The following is a 25,625-nucleotide window of genomic DNA, read 5'->3' as shown; positions in this document are numbered from 1 at the left end:
TGCGATCGTTTCTCGTCAGTTTTTCTTGTACTGCATTGCGACGATCGTGTTTGGCAGCTTTAACAGCTTTGTTGGGTTTTACCGATTTGCGGCTGCCGAAGCGACAAGTGAAGCCAACCGATCGCAGGCGATTTCCTACGTGATTGCGGGAGGCGTTATCGCGGCTGTGGCTGGACCTCAGCTTGCAAACTGGGCAAAAGATTGGCTTCCCAATGCAACCTTTGCTGGCTCAGTTGGAATCCTTATCCTTCTACAAATTGCAGCTTTTGTGCTGCTCACAGGGGTCAAACTGCCCCGTCCCGAACGATTTGAACAGCAAAAGGGACGACCGATCGGGAAAATTATGCGTCAGCCTGTGTTTATGGTGGCAGCAGTGGGCAGTATGTTCGGCTACGGCGTGATGGCGTTTGTGATGACCGCAACTCCCCTGGCAATGGTGGCAGCAAATCATCCGTTTCACGATGCGGCAAATGTGATGCAGTGGCACGTTCTGGGAATGTTTGCGCCGTCGTTTTTCACAGGCTCACTGATTGCCCGATTTGGAGTGCTGCAAATGATGGCGACCGGAGCAGTCTTGAGCCTGCTTTGCATTGCCATTAATTTAATCCAGAACGATTTGCTGAGTTTTTCGATCGCCCTCACGCTCCTCGGCATCGGCTGGAATTTCCTGTACATCGGCTCAACTACACTCCTGACCCAGGCATATCAGCCTGAAGAAAAGGCAAAAACCCAGGCAGCCCACGACTTTCTTATGTTTGCCTTTGTCGCAACGGTTACGCTCCTGGCAGGCAGTGTATTTGAGCATCAGGGCTGGGGTGCAGTGAATTGGGGTGGCGTTCCCATGATGCTGCTGGTTTTGGGAGCAGTCTACTGGCTAAAGCGACAGCCGCTCAAACAGGTGTAATTTCTAAAAAACATCCCAATCCTCGATCGTAGGGAATTGAGGTCAAGTCGGGGTCATTCGCTAATTTCAAGATGGACAATTCACCTTTCTTTCTACAACATGCAAACTCGATAATTTTAAAATTCTTCTATCGTAGGGTAGAGACTGACTACGACCTGGTAGGGAGATAATTCGGCTGTAACATCTGTTATATGCTCCCCATATCTGCTCTCTAATTATGAAAGCTCCCATTCAAACCATTTTGCTGCCGAAAACTTCAATGTTAGAGCAGCCTCAGGTTAGCCAGTTAATTCGAGAACTGCGCCAGCTCACGGCTTGGACTCAGGAAGAGCTTGCTGTCGCTTTAGGTGTTGCCTACGGCACGATTAATCGCTGGGAGAACGGACGAGTTCAGCCCTCCATGCTTGCCCTTAAACAAATTTACGCCGTTCTTCAAGACATCAACCAATCTGCAATTCAGGAGGTGCGGGAACAGAGTCAGCAGCTTTTAGAGAAATATTTTGCTGCTTAACTTTAAGAACTCTCTTGCGTAGCAAACTTCTGAGCAGCGTCTATTGTTGAGTGCCCAAGAGCTGCTTTAAATTTCCCTAGAAGTGTTATCTTTCAGGCAAAAGAAACAGGGTTTGACCGAGCTTTAAGGCACGCCCTTGCAGGAATGTTAGTAAGGATAGAACGATGACTAGTCAGGCGATCGCCTCAACACTGAAAGGTTCTTCTTGCAGTTGGTTCAACCAAAAGCGATTTGTCAGGTTGGAATGCCAGACCTAGATGGTGATAGGTTGCCGCGTCAAGTTCGTAGCCGTGAGGCTTCGCGAAGCAACTTGCGTCCTTTAAATCGACTTGCATCCTTCAAATCGGGGAGGAACAGTTCCAGCGATCGCGTTGACCGCCTATGCTGGAGAAATCGATCAACAGCAAGCCTTTGCGGCTGACTTGCAGCGACACATTACCCAGCTTGGGGAGCCAGAGCCATGGGTGGAAGCGATCGCCTTGGTCGATCCGAAACCTCATCGCCCGACCTGAGCTAAGTAAAACAACCATGCCTCTTCTTGATAGTCCAATTTCTGTCTGCTGACCTTCCCATGACTGAACCCTTCACCACTCCTGCAACCCCCACCCCCCAATCGGTGATACCTCCGGATGAAGCAAAACGATTGGAAGCACTGCGTCGCTACAATATTCTAGACACGCCGCCCGAAGCTGCTTTTGATCGCATCACCTCACTTGCGGCACAGGTGTTTGATGTACCGATCGCCCTGGTTTCATTGATTGACGAGTCGCGGGGATGGTTCAAGTCCTCCTATGGCTTTAAGCTCCAGGAAGTTCAGCGCGATGACACGATTTGCAGTTTGGCACTGTTATCAAATCAGATTCTCGTCATTCCCGATACGCGCCAGGACGATCGCCTTGTTTGCAATCCTTTTGTTCAGAGTGAACCGGGCTTGCGATTTTATGCGGGTGCGCCCTTGATAACCCATGATGGCTTTAATCTGGGAACACTTTGTCTGCTTGATACCAAGCCTCGCGAACCGCTCACGGAAAAGCAGGAGACAATGCTGCTGGACCTTGCAGCAACGGTGATGGATGAACTGGAGCTTCATTTGGCAGTTCGTAAAGTGGCTCAAATCGATGCGGCACTGCTGGAGGTGACTCAGGGGGTTTCTGCAGTGGTGGGGGATGCTTTTTTCTCAGCCCTGGTGCAACATCTGGCGAAAACGTTGGGTTTTGACTATGCCTACATCGGACTGGTCAGCGGCAAGCAGCAGGAAACCATTCGCACGATCGCTGCCTGCGCCAAAGAGCAGCTGATCGACAATTTTGAATATTTATTAGAAGGAACCCCTTGTTGGGAGGTACTTCAGCAGCGAAAACTATGCTGCCATTCCCACAGTGTTCAGACCTTGTTTCCTGACGCACCGCTTCTAGAACCGCTGGGAATAGAGAGCTACATTGCAGTTCCATTCTTTGATGCAGCAGGAGTTCCGCTCGGCTTGCTGAGCGTGATGGATGGAAAACCGATCGCCAATGTTCAACTGGCAGAATCGCTGCTGACCATCTTTTCGCTCCGAATTACCAGCGAACTAGAGCGACAGCAAATTGAGACAGTCCGACAGGAAACCCAGCAAGATTTAGAACATCTGGTCGAACAGCGAACGATCGAATTGTCTCAGACCAACGAACAGCTTCAGCGAGAAATTACAGAGCGACAGCAGGCACAGCTGGCACTAGAGAAAGAACGGGAAGTTCTCAGGGTGCTGCTGGATACGGTGCAGGCAGGCATTGTCGCCTGTAATGCTGAGGGAGTTTTGACGCTGTTCAATCAGGCAGCGCGAGAATTTCATGGATTGCCCGAAGAACCCCTACCGCCGGACCAGTGGGCAGTACGCTACAACCTCTATCGACCCGATGGCAAAACTCTGCTGCCCAGAAATGAGATTCCGCTGTTTCGGGCAGTGCAGGGTGAAACGATTCACAATGCTGAAATGGTAATCGCGCCCAAAGGGGGAACCGCACGAACGCTCCTTGCGAGTGGACAGGTCATTATCGATCGCCAGGGCAAGAAACAGGGCGCAGTCGTCGTCATGCATGACATCACCGATCGCAAACAGCAGGAAGCCGAACGCGCCCAACTCCTCCGGCAGCAGGTTCAAGAGCAAACGGCGCGTCTAGAAGCGGAAGCTGATCAGCGCAAAGCCGCATTTCTTTCAGAAGTCAGCACGGTGCTGGCATCTTCTCTGGATTATCAGCAAACCCTACCGCAGGTCGCGAACCTGATCACCCCGTTTTTTGCCGATTGGTGCGCGATCGACTTACTGCAAGACAACTCCGTTCAGCGCGTTGCGGTGGCTCACCGTGACCCAGCAAAAGTGAAATTGGGCTGGCAAATTCATCAGCAGTTTCCCACCCAAATGGATGTTCCCCACGGAGTGGCAAAGGTGCTGCGAACGGGCAAGTTAGAGATGGCGGCTGAAATTCCTGATGCGGCACTGGCGGCTGCGGCTCAGAATGCTGAACATTTGCAGATTTTACGCGAACTCGGTTTAAAGTCTTGCATTATCATGCCCCTGATCGCACGAGGACAAATTTTAGGCGCAGTTTCTTTTATTACCGCAGAATCCGATCGCCGTTACCAGGAGGCAGATTTGGTTCTGGCAGAAGACATTGCCCATCGGGTGGCGATCGCCATTGATAATGCGAATCTCTATGAGGCAGAGCGCACGGCGAGAAGCACAGCGGAGGCGGCAAATCGCGTCAAGGATGAATTTCTTGCCATTTTGTCCCATGAGCTGCGAACGCCTCTTAATCCCATTATGGGTTGGACGAAGCTGCTGCGGAGCGGTAAATTAGATGCGGCTAAAACGGCTCATGCTCTGGAAACGATCGAGCGCAACGCCCAACTTCAGATCCAACTCATTGAAGACCTGCTCGATGTCTCACGAATTTTGCAGGGCAAACTCAGCTTAAAAATAGCTGCGGTTGATCTCGAATCCATGATCCAGTCTGCGCTGGAAACTGTTCGACTGACAGCAGAGGAAAAGTCAATTCAGCTAGATACAAAGTTTGATCTGGCGATCGGAGAAGTTTTAGGGGATGCAATTCGGCTTCAGCAAGTGGTTTGGAATCTGCTCACTAATGCGATTAAATTTACTCCCAGAGGGGGGCGAGTTGAGGTGAAATTATTATTTATTGCTGACGGTTCGTTATCCCTAAAAGACAAATCACAAACAACAGACGAAGAACAGATCGGTTATGCCCAGATCGAGGTGCAGGATACAGGCAAGGGAATCAGTCCTGACTTTTTACCGCACGTCTTTGAGTATTTCCGGCAAGCTGATTCGTCTACCACGCGCAACTTTAATGGTTTGGGGCTGGGGCTGGCGATCGTGCGAAATTTAGTGGAATTACACGGCGGGACCATTTCAATCAATAGCCCCGGAGAGGATCAAGGAACAACCTCCACAGTGAGACTACCGCTGAGGAGCAGAGCAAGCAGCAAGACAAAGCCCGAAACTCATTTACCTCCCCTTGCTTTGGACAGTCAGCCTTTGCAGGGAGTTCAGATTTTAGTCGTGGATGATGAACCAGATTCCCGCGCTTTAGCGGTTTCGATTCTGGAAGAAGCAGGCGCAATTCCTACTGCTGCGGGTGATGCGATCGAGGCACTGGCAATCCTTGCCCACAGCAAACCCGATGTGCTAGTCAGCGATATCGGAATGCCAAACATGGATGGCTATACCCTGCTGAAGAAAATTAGACAAATGCTGCCAGCACAGATGATTCCAGCAATTGCAATCACCGCTTATGCCGCAGAAATTGACCAGCAACAAGCAATTCGTGCAGGTTTTCAACAGTACATGACAAAGCCGATTGAGCCAGAAGAGTTTGTCAGGGCAATTCGCACACTGTGCAATTCCAAAGAACCCGCAGCATTGGTAAACCGGAGGCAAGAACAGCCATGAGCACGACAGGGGCAACGAGTCTGTCAACAAATGAACAGGACTTTTTAGAATGCTTCGGGGATGGCATGGCTGCGCTCGATCGCGAGTGGCGATTGACTTACCTCAATCGTAAACAGGCGGAGTGGTTCGACCTGCCCAAGCAGGAGGTACTGGGCAAAACGATTTGGGAAGTTTGTCCTCAGTGGACTGTTCCTGAGATGCAAGGACAGCTTCAGCAGGCGATGACTCACCAAACCCCGGTTCAGGTTGAGTACTGTTGCCCCAAGCGGCAGGGCTGGTTTGAGCTGCGGGTTTATCCATCCCCGAGCGGAATTACGGTTTTAACGATCGATATTACAGAACGCAAACATAGGGAAGAAGCACTGCGGGAAAGTGAATTGCGGTTTCAGGCATTCATGAACCACTGTCCTGCTTCGGCTTGGATTACCAGCGAATCCGGGCAACTGCTCTATCTCAGTCCGTTTTACTTAGAAACTTTTTCTTGCGACCAGGATGCGGTTGGGAAATACGTCGCTGACCTTTTTCCGCCGGAAACTGCTCAACAATTTTTACAGAATGATCAATACGTTTTTGAGACAGGAGAAGTTCTGCAAACCGTGGAGTATGCTCCTGGTTCTGATGGCAGCGTCAAGAGTTTTTTAGTGAGCAAGTTCCCGATGAAGCATCCATCCGGAGAGAAGCTCCTGGGTGGATTTGCGGTCGATATTACTGAGCAAAAACGCATCGAAGCCGCCCTTCAGGAGCGGGAACAGCACTTGAAGATTGCCCTTCGCACCGCCAAGCTCGGCTCCTGGCAGCATGATTTAATGACCAATACGCTCATCTGTTCTGACCAGTGCAAAGCCAACTTTGGGCTACCGCCCGACGCTGAATTTACCCATGAAATCTTATTCGCTGCGCTGCATCCAGACGATCGCGATCACGTTCAAGCTGCAATTCGGCGATCGATCGAAGAACGGACCGATTACGAAGTGGAAGAACGCTGTTTTCACCCGGATGGTAGCCTGCACTGGCTGATCGCACGGGGCGGATTGATCTGCGATGAGGGTGGAAATCCTATTCGTCTGGTCGGAGTGACGCTTGACATCACAGAGCGCAAACAGTTTGAGGAATCTCTTCAAGAGGCGAATCAAAAAGTTTCTGAGATTCTCGAAAGTATTACCGATGCGTTTATCACATTTGATCAGGACTGGCACTATACCTATGTCAATCAGGAAGCTGCCCGATTATTGGGAAAATTGCCGGAAGAATTGTTAGGCAGACGCTGGCAGGATGTTTTTCCAGATGTCGTGCAACAAAAAACGATCTTTGCTCAGCAGTTTCAGCGAGCGATGGCTGAACGGGTTACAGTCCACTTTGAAGGCTTTTCTGCGGCAGCCAATCGTTGGTTGGAAGCTGCCGTTTTTCCAGCGGCAAACGGAATCGCAGTATTCTTTCGAGACATTGGCGATCGCAAACAAGAAGAACAGCGCAAAGCCCTTCAGTACAGCATTTCTCAAATTCTCGCGGAAGCAACGACCGTAGCGGGTGTTGTTCCAACGCTCTTGCAAACCATCTGCGAGGCATTAGGGTGGCAGGTGGGCATCATTTGGAGCCTTGATCACGCTGACGCTAGTTTGCACTGCATGCATAGCTGGTTTAGTGGAGCTGAACTGGCGGTCAGGGCGAATCCGTTTATCGAAGCCTGTCAGCGTGCCGCGTTTGAGTTTGGGCTTGGACTTCCGGGTCGCATCTGGAAAAGTCGCCAGTCAGCCTGGATTCCTGATTTATCGCGGGACAGTAATTTTCCTAGACTGGCAGCAGCTTCCGACGCAGGATTACAGGCTGGATTTGGCTTCCCAATTTTGCTGGCTGATGATTTTTTTGGAGTGATTGAGTGCTATAGCGATCGGACTCAGGAACCCGACGAAGACTTACTTCAGCTCATGACAGCGATCGGCAGACAAATTGGGCAATTTATGGAGCGTAAGCGGACTGAAGCAGCATTGCGCGAAAGCGAGGAGTTATTCCAGAGCTTTATGAACAATAGCCCGGTTGCTGCATACATTAAAGATGAATCAGGACAGTACGTTTATGTCAATGCGGTGATCGAACGACTGTTTGAACATCCTGCCTCGGAACTGGTGGGACGTCGCGATACAGATTGGTTTCCCTCTCAGGCGATCGAGCAGATTCATGCAAATGATGCGGCAGTGTTCGCGCAAAACCAGGCACTCCAGTTTCTTGAAACCGTGCCCTTTGGCGAGCAGGTTCGTCACTTTATGGCATTTAAGTTTCCGCTCCGAGATGCTTCTGGTAAAAGGCTTCTAGGAGGAGTATCAGCAGATATTACCGATCGGGTTCAGGCAGAAGCGTTCCTTCGGCAGCGTGAAGAAGAATTGCGCGTCATTACAAACACGGTTCCGGTATTGATTTCGTTTGTTGATGCGGATCAACGCTACCGCTTTAATAGCCAACGCTATCAGTCTTGGTTGGGACAATCGCCCGCTGAAATTCAGGGTCAATACCTTTGGAACGTGCTGGGTGAAGCAGCGTATACCGCAATCCGTCCTTATGTTGAGCAAGCTCTATCGGGTCAAGCGGTGACGTTTGAAAGTGAGATTTCCTATCAAGACGGCGCAACCCGCTACATCAGTGCCAGCTATATTCCCCAGTTTGACGAGCAGCAAGTCACGGGATTTGTGGCGTTGGTAAGCGATATCAGCGATCGCAGGCAGGCAGAGCAAGAACGTGAACAGCTATTAGCCCGCGAACAAGCAGCACGAGAACAAGCGGAAACGGCAAATCGGCTGAAAGACGAATTTCTCGCCATCCTGTCCCATGAGCTGCGATCGCCCCTCAACCCCATTTTGGGCTGGACAAGGCTTTTGCGATCGCGTGAGTTTGCCCCTGAAGCCCGCGATCGGGCACTGGAAACCATCGAACGAAATGCCAAACTGCAAACTCAACTGATTGAAGACCTGCTAGATGTTTCTCGAATTCTGCGGGGAAAGCTGTTGCTTGATATGCAGCCCGTTAATCTTGCAATGGTGATTGACTCGGCATTAGAAACCGTTCGATTGGCGGCAGAAGCAAAAGGAATCGCCATTCAAAAGCAATTACCAGAAATAACCGTCTGTGTGAGTGGAGATTCGAGCCGTCTACAACAGATTGTCTGGAATTTGATTTCGAATGCGGTCAAATTTACCCCCACTGGTGGACAGGTCAACGCGACGCTAAAACGGCTTGAGAATGAAGCGATCATTCAAGTAAAAGATACAGGAAAAGGCATTGCTGCTGCATTTCTGCCCCATGTGTTTGACTACTTCCGTCAGGAAGACAGTACCACAACTCGTAAATTTGGGGGGTTGGGGTTGGGGCTGGCGATCGTGCGCTACCTGACCGAACTGCATGGCGGCACAGTTGAAGTCGAAAGTGCAGGCGCAAATTTGGGAACCACGTTTACTGTTCGATTGCCGTTACTTGCACACTCAGGCAAGGCGGTCAACTCGCAGCAAAATGGCGACTCAGATTGGACAGAGCGATCGCTTCTGGCAAATCTCCGAATTCTAGCAGTGGATGACGAAGCTGATATGCGAGAGCTCTTAGCCACCATTCTCACGGGCTATGGTGCGGAAGTTGAGGTCGTGAGTTCGGCTCAAGCAGTACTGGCTGCGCTCGATCGCACCGTACCCGACGTTCTCATTAGCGACATTGGAATGCCTGACATCGATGGCTATGCCCTGATACAGCGAATTCGCATGCAACCACCCGAAAAAGGGGGAAATGTTTTAGCTGTTGCCCTGACTGCTTACGCCGGGGAAATCAATGAACAGCAGGCACATCAGGCTGGGTTTCAGCAGCACATTGCGAAGCCCGTGGAACCGGAGGAATTAGGAAAAGCAATTGTCAACTTATTGGCAAGGCAGAGCAATCGCTGAACCGAGACCCGGTTGAGTCACGACGCTGGCACTTACGTAGGCTGACAGCATTAGCAATTTCTTTGTAGGTTTCCCCTTGCCAGAAGCCACTTAAAATCGCAGCTTCAACCGAACTGAACCGCCGCCTTGTTTTGGCAAAAACTAGGCTATTTGCAACTTCAAGCACCTTGTCTACATCCATTCAACAGCTCCTAACTGTTTCAACACGGCTTTTTGCCCGTCACTTAAGCCTGTCGCTCTCCGGATGTTCATGCCTTCATAAAGTCGATCGCTCTTCAAGACTCGCAAACATTCACCAGATTCCACATCCCAGAGGCGAATTGTTTCATCAAAACTGCCGCTGGCAAGCAGCAATCGTCCGGTCGCATCACACCCAAACGCAACTGAAAAGATGATGCCTGTATGACCTTCTAAGACGTTTAAGCATTTTCCAGAATCAACATCCCAGAGGCGAATCGTATTGTCAGCGCTACCGCTAGCAAGGATTTGCGGGCGATTGGAGGTCGGGGGACGGAGGGCAAGCGATCGCACCAGTGCTGTATGCCCTCTCAGGACTTGCAGACATTCACCTGTGGCAATGTCCCACTGCTTAATGCTGTTGTCACTGCCAATGCCGAGCAGCGTTTGCCCATCGGCACAAAACTCTACTTCAAACCCCAATAAATCGTGCTGATCGAAAACCTGCATACAGGTGCCTGCTTCCACCTGCCACAGCCGCACAATTCCATTCTTAGCGATACTGGCTAGCCAGCGTCCGTCGGGGCTAAAGGTGACGTGCCACACCGGAAAGTCATGTCCAACCAGCGTGTGCAGATGAGTTCCGCTATGCAGATCCCAGAGTTTAACCGTAGCATCATTACTGGCACTCGCCAGGATAGATCCATCTGGGCTGATTGCGGTACCAAAGATGCAATTAGCGTGGCAATGCAGCGTGTTGATGCACTGTTGGGTTTGGACATCCCAGAGCTTAACTGTGCCATCGGAACTGCCGCTGACAAAGGTTTTGCCATCGCGGCTAAAGGTCACATCCCACACCCAGTGGGTATGCTCGTTAAAGGTTTTCAGGCAGGTATCCTCCAGAGGGTTCCAGAGCCTAACCAGTAGATCTGTGGCACTGCCGCTGATAATGTGTTGCCCGTCGGGACTAAACGCAACAGACCAGACGCGGCTGAGGTGTCCCTGCCAGGTTTTCAACGCCTGCCCAGTGGTAACGTCCCAAACTTTCTGCATACTATCGGCGCTACCACTTAACAGGGTTTTGCCATCAGGATGAAAGGCGATCGCAGACACACAGGCCCGATGTCCCAGCAATGTCCGGATCGGTTGCTCAGTTTGCAGATCCCACAGGCGAATTGTCTGATCTTGTCCAGCAGTCGCCAGCAGCAAACCATCCGGACTAAAGGACACTGTCCAAACGAGGTCTGTATGTCCCTCAAAGCAGATGGGTTCTCCGGTTGCCAAATGCCATAGTCTCACGGTTTTATCCCAACTGGCACTGGCAACATACTGACCATTTGGGCTAAAGGAGACTGACAACACAGTGTGACGGTGTCCTTCAAATTGACGCATTTCGCTGAAAGTTGAAAGATCCCAGAGCCGCACAGCACAATCACCACTTCCACTCACTAACCTTTTACCATCGGGGCTGAAGGCAACCGAGTGAACAATGTCAGAATGTCCTTCCAGAAATGCCAGACGAATTCCCGTCTCGACATCCCACAGTTCCAAAAATCCCTCTTCTTCACCGATCGCCAGCCATTTGCCATCGGGACTGAATCGTACTGCCCAGCTCGTCTTGGCGATTTGAAATGGTTCGCGCAAGAGTTGTCCTGTCTGTACATCCCAGAGCTTGATCAGAGAGTCGTGAGGACTGCCGCTGGCGATCGTTTGACCATCAGGACTAAACGAAAACCCCCAGACAAATTCGTTGTGCGCCTGCCAACTCAGCTTGGGCTGCCCGGAAGCCGTATCCCAGAGGTGAATTCTACCGTCCGAATCGCAGCTTAGCATCAAACAACCATCGGGACTGAAGGCAACATTGACTAAACTGCTGAGGGTTTGAGCAAACACAGATCCCGTAAAATCACACTCGGTGAAATTAACCTGATGCAGTGGGGTATCCGGAAGATACGCCTGCCAAATAGGTAGATGAGAAAAATCCCATCCGTTCAGATCAATTTGGAGGTAATTGAGCAAACTCAGCAGGTTGGCTGCTGCATACCCTGGATAAGTTTCAGGAGTGTTTTTTAATTGTCGCAACTGCTGCTGCAAGTGTTGGCTGAGGGCAGCGGTAGAACCAAATGCACTGCATAACTGAGTTGCGATCGGTTCCAGAATCAACCGAATTTGGCTCTCGCGAATATAATCACTGGCGCTGGCTTTGATGAGAGCATAGTGACTCAGCAGGTTGAAGGACTGTGTCCCCTTGAGTTCGGCAACAGCAGTTTCAATGATGTGTTCTATGACATATTCCATCACCACTGGCTGTTGGGTAAAACTGGAGGGAATGCGTTCGGCTTTACTGTTCTGCTTTGCATCACCGTTTTGTACACTTTTCCGTTCAATTCGCGTTTGTGCAATAGTTTCTATCAGGCATCGTCGCCCTAATCGTTCCAATACCTCCAACAATCGCGCCTTAGACACCGTAGGGATAATATCGGCGTGAAGCTGATCAATCGTTGTTCCTTCTCGATTGATCGCTAACCAATTCATCACTTGCTGTTCCAACCCTGACAGACGTTCAATTTGCTCATCCAGCAAACGACGCAGCCCGTTAAAAACGATCGTCCCTTGTTCTAAAAATTCTGCAATATCGCCATCAAACAGTTCACGAATAGATGTGGCGACAATCTTCAACGCCAGAGGATTACCCCGGTAATGTTCGATCAGCTGGTTGCGATCGGCATCACTTCCCATTAACCCTTTGGCTTCTAGGATGCTGTTACTGTCTGTTGTCGTTAGTCCAGTTAGTTGCAGCGATCGGACTGGCAGCGCATCGCCTTCCAGAGTTGCGATTTCTGAGGGCTTTTCTCGACTGGTCAACAGCAAACAACTTTGGTGTTCCGTTGCACCCACACGCTGAAACAACTCTCCATACGCTTCATAGCCGGAGCGATAACTACCCACAACCTGTCCACTCTGAAGAATGGACTCCACATTGTCTAACACCAGCAGGCAGCGATCCTGCTTCAGGTATTGAATCAATCGGGTGATTTTTGCGGAAGTGCCTTTCGGCAGGTCAATGTCTTGTTGGCGAGAGAGCAGCGGAATCAGGTCTTCGAGTAGATCGTCTAGAGGTGGAGCATCACGCAGCGATCGCCAGATCACAAATTCAAAAAGGGAATCGGGTTTTGTAGATGATCGATCGCCTTCCTCAGTTCGACTGATAGCAATTTGCTGAGCCAGTTTAATCGATAGAGAGGTTTTGCCAATGCCTCCCATACCCAACAAACAAATCAAACGGCAGCGTGAAGCCTGCGGTACTCCAGAAGGGCTTTGCTTCCCAAAAGGGAATTTGCCTTTAATCCATTGGTGTAAAAGCTCTAGTTCCGGTTGACGACCATAGAAGGTGAAAACATCCACGGCTTCGCCCCAATCAACACAGGGAGAAGCGGTGTCTGCTCTGTGTTCACTGTTGCGTTGTTCAGATGCCTTATTTTTCGGCTCGCTGGCTTCTGCTTGAACCTCTTCACTTTCTCGCTGGTAAAGATGCTCCAACGAAGCCCGAAAGTTGGTCTTGCTGACTGCTTCACCAAGCACATCGGAAAGTAATTGCCAGAGTTTTGGTCCCGCATACCGCTTCAAGTAACTGGCAGCATAATTGGTGCTACTGGCAATCTCTTCGTAGGTTTGCCCCTGCCAGGAGCCGCTTAAAATCGCAACTTCAACCGGACTCAGCCGTCGCCTAGTTTTTGCCAAAACAACGGTATTTGCGACTTCAAGTCCTTTCTCTACGTCCATGAGCTGGCATACCTAGCGGTGACTTGCCTTGCCTAGAAATCTAGCAAATTTCACCAAGTTGCTTTACTTTTAGCAATCTTTCTATAACATTCTGGTCACGCAATATATGAACTTCTATCTATTGACGATTCATCCATTGTTCGATATCGAAATGGTTCATTAGCAAAAGCTACATAGATAGAGGTTCATACCCTTCATATCCCTCATGCGATCGGGTGAAGGGCTTTGAATTGGCAAAGAACTAAAGTCTAAATATCAAAGGCGACGACACATTCAATCAATCCTTTATTCATTGATGAATGTAACTTCTACTTTTGTACTGTTCTTATCTCATTAAGTGTTTTGTGTTCGCGTTATGCACAAAGTTGTTTATTTTAGCGATCGCTTCACTTAATGTCTTTTCGATTGTTTTTCAAGTCAAACCACAATCATCTTAGGAAAAATCAAAATGGCTAATATCCCTGGAAGTGAAAACAATGACACGCTCTACGGCGATATCAATGGTGAAGCTGAGAACGATGTCATTAGGGGACTAGGAGGAGATGACATAATTTGGGGTTTTGGTGGTAACGATATAATCGACGGCGGCGAGGGTAACGATTGGATTCATGCTGGCTCTGATAGCGGTTTCTTTTCTCAGGCTATCTATGGTGGCAACGGTAACGACACGATGTTGGGTGACGGTAGCGAGATCATGGAAGGTGGTGCTGGCGACGACCTTTACTATGTCAATCGTGCAGATGACACCGTTATTGAGGAGCTTAATCAGGGGGTTGATGTTGTACGCGCTAGCATCAGCTATAACTTGTCATCGGGCGGATATGTCGAAAAACTAGTTTTGGAGGGCAATGCCGCCAACGGCACAGGCAACAGTTTGGATAATGAACTCTACGGTAACGCCGCCGACAACCTCCTCTCGGGTGGCGATGGCAATGACGTTCTTCGAGGTGGTGATGGCAATGATGTTCTTCGGGGTGACAACGGAGACGATCACCTGAATGGGGGTTCTGGTAACAACCAATTGACTGGGGGGAGCGGCAACGACGTCTACTATGTCGAGAATGCAACCACCGCTATTTTTGAGGCTGTTTCGGGGGGATATGATGGTGTGCGCTCCACCGTCAGCTATACCCTGACAGCAGAGGTCGAGATCTTAGCCCTGGATGGCTTCAGTGCCATTAACGGGACAGGTAACGGCTTAGATAATAGTATCCACGGTAACGTTGCCAACAACTCCATCTCTGGCGGTGGCGGAAATGACTATTTAGCGGGTCTCGGGGGAAATGACATTATAACGGGTGGCTCAGGGCAAGATGGCTTTCTCATCACTGCTCCACACCAGGGTATTGACACGATCAAGGATTTCAGCGTTGTGGATGACAGTTTCTGTATTGAGCGAACTGGCTTTGGGGCTGGATTAGCAGCAGGAGTTATCACAACCGATCAATTTCGGATTGGGTCGAGTGCTCAAGATGGTAGCGATCGCTTTATCTACAACAAAGGTACTGGAGCAGTGTACTTCGACGCTGATGGCATCGGGGGAACATCTCAGATTCAGATTGCCAAGATATCGACTGGCTTAGCGATGACGAACAGAGACTTCTTTGTAGTCGGCTAACCGCATACGAATTGCCTGCTAGAAGAAATCGCATTCCTAGAGTGCACTGAGAACGATCGTCTATATCACCTCAAATCAGGGCGATCGTTCTCTAGAAAAACACAGAAATTCAGAAATTAGGAGTAAGGTTCAATGTCCACAATTAAAGGGACACGATACAACGACAGTTTGTATGGTACGAGCGATGCCGATACAATTTATGGCTACGGTGGCTACGACAATCTCGTAGGCAAAGGAGGAAATGATTATATCTACGGTGGGGATAACGACGATGACCTCTTTGGAGATGAGGGCGATGATGTTCTCTACGGCGAATACGGCAACGACTACCTCTCTAGTGGCGTTGGCAACGATACCCTGTATGGCGGCGATGGCAACGATTACCTCTATGGTGGCGATGGCGATGACTCCAGTGTGGGCGGCATAGGCGACGATAAGCTCTATGGTGGCGCAGGCAGCGATTCGCTCTATGGCGGCGATGGCAACGATACGATCGATGCGGGCACTGGCAACGATACCCTCGATGGCTGGAATGGTAACGATAAACTCCTCGGTGGTGCGGGTGTCGATTCGCTTTCGGGCGGCGCAGGCAGCGATCTGCTCGACGGCGGAGATGACAACGACTTTCTCGACGGTGCAGATGGCAACGATCGCCTCTATGGAAGCGGGGGTGACGATCAGATGGTTGGCGGCAGGGGCAGCGATATTCTCTATGGAAATGCAGGCACAAACACCCTCTACGGCGGCTATGACGATGATGCCCTCTATGGCGGTCATGAAAACGATACCCTTTACGGCGAAGATGGTAAAGATCGCCTCGAAGGTGGCTTAGGTGACGATCGCCTCGAAGGTGGCTTGGGCGACGATTCGCTCTATGGCAACGACGGCAGCGACAAACTCTACGGTAATGACGGCAGCGACTACTTGGACGGCGGCAACGGCAACGATTCGCTCACGGGTGGCAACGGGAACGACTCACTCTTTGGCGGTGCAGATAGCGATTATCTGTTTGGCGGTGCAGGCACCGATTATGTCTATGGTCAAGAAGGAACTGATGACCTCTATGGCGGCGATAGCTACGATATCCTTTATGGCGGTGATGGCAACGATCGGTTCATGGGCGGGTTAGGCAGCGATCTCCTGGTTGGGGAAACGGGCGCAGATACATTTAGTTTCTTTTCAGCATCGGAGGGACTTGACACCATCAAAGACTTCGATCGCACTCAGGGCGACAAAATTTGGATCGCCGCTGCCTCGTTTGAAGCAACCTCGCTCGGTCAGTTCAAATACAACGGTACGACAGGGGCTTTGTCCTTTGATGCTTCACCGTTTGATAATGTTGCGCCCGTTCAGTTTGCAATTCTGGAGAATAAGCCTGCTGGCTTCTCGGTGCAAACAGACCTAACTCTTTTTGTATAAATCCAGCAAAGTTTTTTCATTCGGTTGCGCTTACTTGTACTCAAATCCATTTCTATCCATTTAAGGAGAACAATGATGTTGGAATTACATACTCCTACAACTCATCAACCGACTCGATCTTGGGTCGAACAGGCGAAACAGTTAGGATCTCAATTTGCCCAACGCCGCACCAATACCACTGAACCCGATCGCTTTGTGGCTGAAAACTTTGCCGATTTAAGGCAACAGGGTCTTGTCTCAGCAGGTGTTCCCATTGAGCTGGGTGGAGGCGGAGCCAGCTACCTCGAAATGGGTGAAGTGCTGCGTGAACTTGCCCATCATTGCAGTTCAACTGCTCTCGCTTTTGCCATGCACACCCATCAAGTGATGGTTCCTGTTTGGCGACGTCAACATCAAAACGCGCCTGTTGAGGGACTGCTGCGACGAGTGGCAACCGAACAAATCATCCTCCTCAGCAGCGGTGGCTCTGACTGGCTAGATGGCTCTGGTACGGCAATTCGTGTCGAAGGTGGCTTTCGCATCAATGGTTGCAAAGTCTTTGCCAGTGGCGCACCCGCAGGCGATTTGCTAATGACCAGTGCTGTCTATCATGACCCGGAAGTCGGGGCGAGTGTGCTACATTTTGCCGTTCCAGTTCGGGCTGAGGGAGTCAGAATTGATCCGGTTTGGCAGGCAATGGGAATGCAGGGCACAGGTTCTCATAACATTGTACTCTCGGATGTGTTTATCCCAGATTCAGGAATTGCGCTGAAACGTCCTCAAGGAAAGTGGCATCCTCTGTTTCACATCATTTGTATGCTGGCATTTCCATTGATTTACTCGGTCTATGTGGGCGTGGCAGAAGCAGCACGAAACTTGACAGTGCAGTTAATTCAGGAACGCCCAGAAAACAGCCATACTGCCTATCTGGTGGGTGGCATGGAGAATGAGCTGATGGCAGCACAGCTAGCACTCCAGCACATGATGACGATCGCAGAAACCAGCCAGCCCGGACTTGAGACCACGAATCAGATCATGATGGGTCGCACGCTAGCTGCACGTGGTGTCTTGAATGTGGTCGATCTGGCAATGGAAGCAGCGGGGGGCACTGCTTTTTATCGTTCGCTGGGGCTGGAGCAACTGTTCCGTGATGCTCAAGCGGCTCGCTATCATCCTCTACGAGAAGGCGATCAGCGTCGATTGGCAGGACAACTCGTTCTCAATTGGACGGCTGATCATACCTAGTAATACTAATTCTCCAAAGCTAGGCTACAGATGGTAGAACAGAGCGCGCGTGTTGAGAGAGGAGCGATGGCAGGAGTCTAGCTTGGGAGAATCGGTATAAGGCGAAAGCGATAAATGGGGGCAGGTGCAAGCGATAAATGAGGGCAGGTGCATTCGGAGGAATCATCCCACGTGAAACAGGGTTAAATTCTGTATCAGTTTTTACAAATGTTGAATCAACATAACGAACTGAGTCAGAATAAGGGTTAAGAGTGGATAGGGTCGCCTTTAAGTTTGAGTTAAAACTTCCTGCTGCAACCCATTTGTTGAAGGGACATTCGCTTGCTCTATCCGCTCTTACCCAGCAACTAGATAACTTTGAGCAGCAGATTCGGAAAGTTTTAGCTGTGTTTTAACGTAGGGAATAACATAATGGGAAACAAGAAAAAAGATAAGAAAAAAAACAAGAAAAAAGACGGCAAGAAATCAAAGGGTATTGCCGCTGCTGTCGAGTCGGTAGGAAATGCAATTACGAGCGTTCCTTCTGTTCTCACAGAGACAGTTGATACTGCTACTCACACCACTGCTCATGTTGCTGAAGATGCCAGTGGAGAAGCGAGACAGTTTATCGCGGATGCAGCAAAAAACACCGCTGGCACAGCACAAGCTGTAGTTGAAAAATTACACCTTGACCATCACCCGGATGGAAAGGGTAAGAAGAAAGACAAGAAGGATAAAAAGAAGGATAAAAAGAAATAGGTTTTAATCAGGTTCTGAATTATTTAGCCAGAATTAATGTAGTGGTAGTCAGGTAGAATGACTAATCTCAAGATGTTCAACGATAGAAATTACAGACCAGTCCGGGTATCAGGTAAGCGATAGACCAGCTTAGTCCAATTAGCTCACCTATCCGGCAGAATTGCTCCCCCTTTCAGCCCATTCAATGAGCGAAGGGGGGAGTTGATTGACTAGGTCTGCTTAAGCAAGGGGTTTAACCGAGTTGATAGTGACAACCAAGTCGTTGAAGTCGTTGTCATTCAGGTCTTCAAAGCTCCAGACGTTACCCTCCCGCTTAATCCGCACATTACCCAGGGTGGCATCTTCGATCGTTGCCAGACTGGTCGAACTACCGTTGATGAGCAATGCTGGGGCATAGAACCCACCGCCTTTCAGGGGCAGACTAACTTCAGCAGAGGCATGATTGTTCACAAACAGCTCGGCATCAAGCAGATTAGCAGCAACGGCTGCTTCATAACCCGTTTCACCCGGTAGAAGACCGCCGACAGCCCCTCGAGCATCGGTTTCGTAGAACTTCAACACGTTGTTAAAGCTTGCTTCACGAGTGATAGTGACATTCACACCAACCTCATTATCAAATCCGGTCAAATCGACGAGTTCTGCAACGGGTCTTTCAGATAACCCAGCAACACCCAAGCGAGGGTCCAGGTTCAGGGGCTTGTCTAGCTGAATCTGAATGATTTCGTTATTGTCGATATCCGGCCCTCGACCGACAGAGAAGGGATAGTTGTTGTCGTTTGCAACCAGGATTGTGTCTTTATCGAGTACCAGTACGTCTTCGATGGTTTGGAAGGGAAAGTCAAAGGTGGTGCTACCGTCGCCATTGAGATCGTTTGGATCGCTGAGGTTCAGCAGATCAACCACTTCTTCTTTCTCAACGAAGCCTTCGCTATTGAGCTGAGATAAGTCAACTTTGAAGATCTTCTTGAACTCAGCCGCTTCACCCTGGTTGTTATCCCGCTCAATGATGAGGAACTCGTTGTCATTGATGGGAGTGAAGTCTCCGATCGCATGACCAGCCGACTCCAATCGATAGAGACCAGCCAATCCGGTAAAGGAACTGCTAGCGACATCAAATTCATAAATCCGCAGGGAGTTAGCAGGGTCCCCAACCACCATGCCTTCCAGCATTGGATACAGGGTTGTGCGATCGGGGCTGAACGCCATGCCTTCAAAACCGCGAGAGCTAGCTAGATTAGAAACTGCCGGTTCTTCGATGAAGGTGCTCCGAGCCGTAAACCCAGTGCCAGGGAAGTCAGTGAAGAAACCGTCTACCCCTAATTCAATGAACTGCTTGTATTCGTTGAGCGGATTGCCTTCATAACTGTCGGGCAGGAAGAAGCTTTCATCCCGCAGGGTATAAAGGTGAACCAGCAACCCGGCATCATGGGCGTCTTGAATCAAAGTGGTGGGAGTTCCCGTGACGCGATCGCCATCACTAATGGTGTCATCGCCATTCAGGTCATCGGGCTGACCGTTGCCATCCGCATCGACGGTCGATAGGGGCACAATGCGCTGCTTGTTGGGACCAATCCCTTCAGCATATTCAGCGATTTCAGCCAATCCACCTGGAGTAGAGAGATCGGTGTAGGTGCGGGTGTCGCCATTAACAACAAAGTCATAGGGTTGACCCGAACCCCCAAAGAGCTGCACCAGGGGAATATCAATGTTTGCTGCGGGCATGATTGTGTCATTTAGTTCCTTCAGGTTGCTCACCTCAAAGGACTGGATAAACACGCGGCTGGGATCGGTAAACTCCTCTGCTACCAGAGTCTCCACCAGGATTTGACTGGTATTGTAGCCCTGTTGCTGAAAGAACGTAGGGTGCTTGGTTTCGGGATAGATGCCGATTTTGCGCCCGGTCTCCGCCTCAACCTCCTGTACGAGGTTAATCACTTCAGCCAGCGTAGGGACCTTCAACCCATCGTTATTGAATTCAGTGCCACGGATCAGGGGAATCCGCTCAATGGCATTGAGCTGTTTGACTTCTGCCAGGGTAAAGTCTTCGGCAAACCAGCCACCGACCGAGCGACCATCCAGGTTCTTTACGGTTAGGCGATCGGCAAACTCAGGACGCAGGTAAACGTCGGTGCTGGTGTCGGTATTGCTGATCACGGGGTTGCCGTTGGCATCACGCTGAATGGTGCCGTCAGGGTTGAGCGCTACCACTGCCAGCATTGGCTCGTGACGAGCAATTAAAACACCGTCTTTGGTTACCACCAGGTCAGGTTCGATGAAGTCAGCGCCTTGAGCGATCGCTAGCTTATATGCCTCTAGGGTATGTTCTGGTCGCTCACCCGAAGCGCCTCTATGCCCAATCACGATCGGAGCCTTGCCGGTCAGCGTGTCAAACTCAGTAGTTGCTAGCACCTCTGGATTCTGGGGAGAGCGCACAGTGTCGCTGGTAATTTGATCGCGCACCAGATCGCCTGTGCCGGGGAAGTCCGTGAAGTAACCATCCACCCCCAGGTTAATGAACTGTTCGTACTCCTTGTTGGGGTTGCCCTGGTAGTCAGCGGCCAGGAAGCGATCCTCGTTCCGGAAGGTGTAGGCATGGACAAATAGACCTGCTTCATGGGCATTAGGAATCAGGCTAGAGGGAGCAATTGTCGTTTTATCCGCATCGTTGACAGTGCCATCACCATTCACATCATCCGCTGCACCGTCTCCATTGGCATCTACGCCTTCGACAGAAACAATCATCCGCTTCCAGGGACCAATGCCATCCGCGTAGGTTGCAATTTCTGCCAGTCCTTCTGGAGTTTGCAAATCCCCGTAAGTGCGGGTATCACCGCTGACCGCAAAGTCGTAGGGACGCGCATTGACATCCTGATAAATGAGCGATCCATCCAAAGCCACATCGTAGGCATCGAGCAACTGCACCAGGGGAATGTCGGTCTTGGTGTTCAGTTCCTTCAGGTTGGAGACTTCAAAGGACTGGATAAACACACGGCTGGGGTCGGTGAAGTCGGTCTTCTCCAGGGTCGCCAGCAGGGGTTCTTCCAGGGATAGTCCTAGATCGTCGTGGTAGGTGGGGTGCTTGGTTTCGGGATAGATGCCAATCTTCTTACCCGTGTCTTTTTCGACCTGTTTGACCAGGCTGATGATTTCTTCTAGCGTCGGGATCTGGAACACGCCATTGTAAACATCCGTACGGTAGCCCTGGGGCATGATGGCGCGCAGGGTCTTGATTTCCTCCAGGGTAAAGTCGGAGGCAAAGAATTCGTTCTCGTACGTAACGCCATCAATCACTCCGCTGCGTCGGCGGTCGGCAAATTCAGGACGGCTGGCAACATCGGTAGTCGCACCCAGGGTCGGTTCATGACGGGCGATCAACACACCGTCTTTAGTTGATACCAAATCGGGTTCGATGAAGTCAGCACCACGGGCGATCGCCAGGCGGTATGCCTCTAGCGTATGCTCTGGCAATTCCCCACTCGCGCCCCGATGACCAATGACCAATGGGTCTTGTCCGTTCAGAGTGTTGAGGGTGTTGAAATTAGGCGTAGAAATGGGCGCTTCCAGGAGCTTGCCTGTTGCATCGAAGTGAAGCACGTAAGGACCAAATTCATCTCCAATCCAGATGTCACCCTCACCATCGATCACAAAAGACTCAACGTCAAAATCTGCACCGGTTAGCAGTCTTTCGGTCGTGCTTTCATTAACAATGTCAAACGGAATCAGGTTGTCCGGGTCGCTCAGTTGGACAAAGCCTTGAATTTCAACAGCACCATCCCCTTCTTCAGAATCTACAAAGCTCGGATCAACCTGATAAAGACGTAGCAGATAGTCAGCACTGTTCGTTTTAGCGCCAAAACCATTGTCCGAGAGGAACCAGAAAGTCGATCCGTCGCTACCAGGAGCAAACTGGACGCCACTGAAGCCTTGTACGGGTTGACCATCAAAGGGACCAGTACGACCATTCCCTGAAATGGGTTCTCCATTACCGTTATTTGCTCCAGCAGGAGGCCCCTCAGCAAAGGTGTCAGCAGGCAGAGATGCAAACCCTTTTAATTCAGCAGCACGAGTGTCGCTATTCAACGCACTCCCTTGCATCGGTTGGTTTGTGTCAAAGTTTGCCATTCCTTGTCCAGTCCCCTTAAATGTTCAAGATGATGTGAATGAGTAAAAATTCGGAAAATTCTTCATCAGAATAGATGGTTCAATTAGGGCAAATTTCGTTTTCTAGACATGCGAAAATTCAGCACACTGCAACCTATCTAGCAATGCAATGTAATGCACAACACTAAGCAGGTTGCAATATAGCCAAAGCCAAAATCTATACCCTCAAAGACTTTGTCATTGTTAGTTTAAGATGAAGTTAATTTAGCTTTAATAGGTAAATGTCTTGAGGTTAATTTCGCGACTTCATCGTAATTTTTTAATAGTTTTTAAGCAGGGTAAAAAATCCAATTCTATTGGGTGATGCAGATCCAACACGTTCTTATTCATAGCCTCAATTAGCAATAAGTTTTATTGAAAGCTATCTTTTGAATAATATTTTGATGTTGTATAAATAGGAGCTGTATAAATAGAGGTTCTATAAGTAAAAATTCCTTTGTTTTTCTACTGTTATTGAAGAATATCAAGGAAAAATGAATTTCTTTTGTTAAGGCGTTCCTAGTATTTGTTGTGCAGTAATCCTGAAAGAATTGATGCTGCCGCAGTAGTCAGAAAGTAGCCAAAAAGTGCCATTTGAATAGGCAAAAGTAGGCCCTGAAAAGAGGAAAAGGGAGTTTAGGCTCGCATAACTTACTATTGTTTTGTTTTTGCGACTGTTTTTTTGTGACTGTTTTGTTTTTTGCGACACAACTCGCCATCCTACCTCTGTACTAAGAATCTCGTGCAACTCAGCAGAGTAAATAGTGGCTCCACTGAGTTACGCAATTTTAATTAAGACAACCCAAACTTACTATTGTCTTGGCACAAACAGCAGCCTAGTGTAGTTGATGCCACCATCGTTATCGCTGGCAAACCAATATCCCTGATTCGTGACAGCCAGGCTTTCGATCTTCTCTTCAATCCATCTATAATCCGAGAGTAGATCCAGCACCAGGGTTTTTTCTAGCGTTGCACCGGGTTCTGCATTCGCTAAAGAAACCCGATAGATGCGCTTGATTCGAGCATTCGCTGCGCCATTTTCACCGCCCTGATTGTCTCGCTCGACAATTAAAAAACTGCCGTCTGTATCGCGAGCAATCTCGCTCAGCCCAACCCAGCTATCCTCAACGTTATCAGTATCTAATGGGTAGAAATAGTAGTTCCAGGTTTGATTTTCCAGATCGTATTCGGCAATTCGAACCGTGTTTTCTGGGTCTCCCTCAAACTCCCGCTGAATTGCCACATAGACTTTGGTTCCTTCAGCGTTGGTTGCAACTCCTTCAAAGCCAAAGCGGGTAATTGCGCCTGAAGCTGCTTCGGGTAGGGGAATTTCTTGCTGTACTTCACCCCTGCTGTTGACATGGCTGAGTAAGTTGGGGGCTTCCTGCCCTTCGCGATCATCTCCTTCACTGACTACCCAAAAGTCACCAGAGGGCTGCAACGCAATACCTTCCAGGTCATACCTAACGGATTCCCCTTTTTTGGTCAGGGGCAGGGCACTGACGACAGTAGCGGATGAGCCTTCCATCTCAATACGATAAATTCGAGAAGGCGATACTGCGCTATCGGGCACAGCATAGAAGGCATTGAGATCGTTGGGTACTTGATATAGACCGCTAATCGCGCTGAAAGGTAGATCAGCACCCGTGCTGGTGATCTGAGGGGCAGTTGGGCTGTAGGCACTGTCTGCTGGCTCAGTTGAGGCTTGAAAGAAGTCAATTGTGCCATCTTCTTCATTAGAGGTCAGCAGCAGATTACGTTCTGGAATTGCCAGAACTCCTTCGGGAGCCAGCCCGGTTGGCAGAAAGCTAATTAACTCAGGCTTCTCAACATTGCTGATGTCATAGGCGACAACAAAGCTGCCCCGCTCGGAAGCAACAAAGGCGATCGGCTGTTCGCCAAATTCGGCAACGGTGCCGCCTTCCATTTCAATGCCACGATCCTCAGAGCGATCGTCCGGGTATTGCCCTCGGGTAATTGCCAGTTCTTCAACGCTGCTGCCGCTGTCATAAACAACGTTGCCCTCCAGGTCAAAAATTGTCCAACTGCGTCCACCTGACCCGATATTGTCGCCAAAGCTTTCTAAGTCGGTGTCGCCTTCGTTAACCGTGACCAGGTGTTGACCGTCAGGTGTGAAGGCAATTGCATCCGGCTCTCTGCGCCCTTTGAATTCTTCGGTCAGGCTAATTTCGCCATCTTCAGTCCGGTCAGCGAACTGGCTAGAGGTGCCAGCCGAAAAGATGCGAATGATTTGCTCAGAGGCAACATCGATCAGGGCGATCGCATTATTTTCCTGGATCGTGACAGCGGCAGTGCTGCCATCAGGACTAAATTTGACAAACTCCGGCTGCGGGTCTTCAACATAGTTCACCCCTTCGATGCCAGCCAGGTCAATGTCTACAGCAGTGACCGTTGATTCACTGGGGTTGTCCTCATTGATGGTGACAAAGTTGATTGAGCCAGGACGAGAGCCGGGAAGGTTATCGGTATCTTCTTCATCCTCAATCGCTACAATCACTTTGCTGCCGTCTGGGGAAATGTCAGCACTGTCAGGACCAATGCCCAAAAGCTGTACCTGCCCGGTGACCTTGCGAGTTGCCAGGTCAATGAAAACAAGAGTGCCAGGCTGCTGGTCAGCAATTGTTTGTCCAGCATCTTCATCGATGAGGAAAAGAACGGTAGCGATCGCATATTTCCCATCAGGTGTAATTGCAACCGAAGTTGGTTCTCCAGCGACCTCAACCGTTCCAAGCGACTGTGGATTTGCAGGATCGGTAATATCGACAAAGCCGATTTGCTGATCGCTTGAGTTCGTAAAAACCAGCGTATTTCCATCGGGGCTTGCATCAATGATTTCCGCTACTGCACCGCCCACTACATAGCGATTGAGGGGCGCAAAACTCCGAACCTGAGCATCAGCAGCGCCAACAGTACCGAACAGCAAAGCAGTCGAAAAAAGAGAAACAGAAGCAAACCATGTCGGAATAGGAAAATGAACTGGGAACTTCCCCATAAACTCGGCACTCCTCATCAAAATGATGATGTAACAGTTAATCGCAGTCGATGGGAGTATAAAACGATGCAGATTGTTCCTGGTTTATGGAGAGGTTAAGGTGTTACTGCGAGCCAATGTGGTGTTGTATAACTAATAGCTATGATGGACGACGCGCTGCCCCTTTACATTCAAATTGCGGATAAGCTTCGGGGAGAGATTAATTCTTCAGTTTATCAAAAGGGAGATC

Annotated in this window: 13 protein-coding genes; 9 read left to right on the top strand and 4 right to left on the bottom strand. The window is 49.8% G+C overall.

Going from position 1 to position 25,625, the window contains the following annotated elements:
* The 5 genes from H6F80_RS27185 to H6F80_RS27165 form a co-directional block, all read left to right on the top strand.
* Window positions 1-904: MFS transporter (locus H6F80_RS27185; protein WP_190794644.1), on the top strand; the 904-nt coding region annotated here is incomplete at its 5' end.
* Between the two features lie 217 nt (window positions 905-1,121).
* Entirely contained in the window at window positions 1,122-1,415 is a 294-nt protein-coding gene (locus H6F80_RS27180; RefSeq protein ID WP_190794643.1) for a helix-turn-helix domain-containing protein, read from the top strand.
* Between the two features lie 329 nt (window positions 1,416-1,744).
* Window positions 1,745-1,927, top strand: a complete 183-nt coding sequence (locus H6F80_RS27175; protein WP_190794642.1) for a response regulator — start codon at window positions 1,745-1,747, stop codon at window positions 1,925-1,927.
* A 59-nt stretch (window positions 1,928-1,986) separates the two neighbouring features.
* Complete coding sequence (locus H6F80_RS27170) at window positions 1,987-5,364, top strand: GAF domain-containing protein (RefSeq protein WP_190794641.1); 3,378 nt, start codon at window positions 1,987-1,989, stop codon at window positions 5,362-5,364.
* On the top strand, window positions 5,361-9,284 hold the full coding sequence (locus H6F80_RS27165; protein WP_206755119.1) for a PAS domain-containing protein: 3,924 nt from the start codon (window positions 5,361-5,363) through the stop codon (window positions 9,282-9,284). The genes H6F80_RS27170 and H6F80_RS27165 overlap by 4 nt, the downstream gene beginning before the upstream one ends.
* Here H6F80_RS27165 and H6F80_RS31480 read toward each other — a convergent pair.
* The gene (locus tag H6F80_RS31480; RefSeq protein WP_518523666.1) at window positions 9,253-9,465 is read right to left on the bottom strand and encodes a helix-turn-helix domain-containing protein; all 213 of its coding nucleotides are present in this window, start codon (window positions 9,463-9,465) and stop codon (window positions 9,253-9,255) included. The genes H6F80_RS27165 and H6F80_RS31480 overlap by 32 nt on opposite strands.
* Window positions 9,456-13,244, bottom strand: coding sequence for a helix-turn-helix domain-containing protein (locus H6F80_RS27160; protein ID WP_190794639.1), 3,789 nt, complete (start codon window positions 13,242-13,244; stop codon window positions 9,456-9,458). Before H6F80_RS27160 ends, H6F80_RS31480 begins: the two co-directional genes overlap by 10 nt.
* Before the next feature lie 448 nt (window positions 13,245-13,692).
* On the opposite strand from H6F80_RS27160, the gene H6F80_RS27155 reads away from it, so the two are divergent.
* The 4 genes from H6F80_RS27155 to H6F80_RS27140 all read left to right on the top strand — a co-directional run bounded on the left by H6F80_RS27155 (window position 13,693) and on the right by H6F80_RS27140 (window position 18,243).
* Window positions 13,693-14,862, top strand: coding sequence for a calcium-binding protein (locus H6F80_RS27155; protein WP_190794638.1), 1,170 nt, complete (start codon window positions 13,693-13,695; stop codon window positions 14,860-14,862).
* 132 nt (window positions 14,863-14,994) lie between these two features.
* Window positions 14,995-16,281: a calcium-binding protein gene (locus H6F80_RS27150; RefSeq protein WP_190794637.1), complete on the top strand. Its 1,287-nt coding sequence runs from the start codon at window positions 14,995-14,997 to the stop codon at window positions 16,279-16,281.
* 75 nt (window positions 16,282-16,356) lie between these two features.
* Window positions 16,357-17,505, top strand: coding sequence for an acyl-CoA dehydrogenase family protein (locus H6F80_RS27145; protein WP_190794636.1), 1,149 nt, complete (start codon window positions 16,357-16,359; stop codon window positions 17,503-17,505).
* Window positions 17,506-17,916: 411 nt separating this feature from the next.
* Window positions 17,917-18,243: a hypothetical protein gene (locus H6F80_RS27140; protein ID WP_190794635.1), complete on the top strand. Its 327-nt coding sequence runs from the start codon at window positions 17,917-17,919 to the stop codon at window positions 18,241-18,243.
* A gap of 219 nt (window positions 18,244-18,462) precedes the next feature.
* On the opposite strand, the gene H6F80_RS27135 is transcribed toward H6F80_RS27140, so the two are convergent.
* Entirely contained in the window at window positions 18,463-22,365 is a 3,903-nt protein-coding gene (locus tag H6F80_RS27135) for a glycerophosphodiester phosphodiesterase family protein (RefSeq protein WP_242067594.1), read from the bottom strand.
* Between the two features lie 829 nt (window positions 22,366-23,194).
* On the bottom strand, window positions 23,195-25,396 hold the full coding sequence (locus tag H6F80_RS27130) for an esterase-like activity of phytase family protein (protein ID WP_190794634.1): 2,202 nt from the start codon (window positions 25,394-25,396) through the stop codon (window positions 23,195-23,197).
* Window positions 25,397-25,625: the final 229 nt, after the last annotated feature.

Origin of the sequence: Leptolyngbya sp. FACHB-711 (assembly GCF_014695615.1) — a bacterium.
Classification (GTDB): domain Bacteria; phylum Cyanobacteriota; class Cyanobacteriia; order Elainellales; family Elainellaceae; genus Leptolyngbya_A.
The sequence above is the reverse complement of the archived record's forward strand: the minus strand, read 5'-3'. Positions and strand labels throughout refer to the sequence as shown.

Bases quoted from the DNA above. Each gene is read 5' to 3' on its own strand.
- H6F80_RS31480 (WP_518523666.1), bottom strand. From the start codon at position 9,465: ATGGATGTAGACAAGGTGCTTGAAGTTGCAAATAGCCTAGTTTTTGCC.
- H6F80_RS27130 (WP_190794634.1), bottom strand. From the start codon at position 25,396: ATGGGGAAGTTCCCAGTTCATTTTCCTATTCCGACATGGTTTGCTTCT.
- H6F80_RS27165 (WP_206755119.1), top strand. From the start codon at position 5,361: ATGAGCACGACAGGGGCAACGAGTCTGTCAACAAATGAACAGGACTTT.
- H6F80_RS27145 (WP_190794636.1), top strand. From the start codon at position 16,357: ATGTTGGAATTACATACTCCTACAACTCATCAACCGACTCGATCTTGG.
- H6F80_RS27135 (WP_242067594.1), bottom strand. From the start codon at position 22,365: ATGGCAAACTTTGACACAAACCAACCGATGCAAGGGAGTGCGTTGAAT.
- H6F80_RS27160 (WP_190794639.1), bottom strand. From the start codon at position 13,244: ATGGACGTAGAGAAAGGACTTGAAGTCGCAAATACCGTTGTTTTGGCA.
- H6F80_RS27140 (WP_190794635.1), top strand. From the start codon at position 17,917: ATGGGAAACAAGAAAAAAGATAAGAAAAAAAACAAGAAAAAAGACGGC.
- H6F80_RS27150 (WP_190794637.1), top strand. From the start codon at position 14,995: ATGTCCACAATTAAAGGGACACGATACAACGACAGTTTGTATGGTACG.
- H6F80_RS27155 (WP_190794638.1), top strand. From the start codon at position 13,693: ATGGCTAATATCCCTGGAAGTGAAAACAATGACACGCTCTACGGCGAT.
- H6F80_RS27180 (WP_190794643.1), top strand. From the start codon at position 1,122: ATGAAAGCTCCCATTCAAACCATTTTGCTGCCGAAAACTTCAATGTTA.
- H6F80_RS27170 (WP_190794641.1), top strand. From the start codon at position 1,987: ATGACTGAACCCTTCACCACTCCTGCAACCCCCACCCCCCAATCGGTG.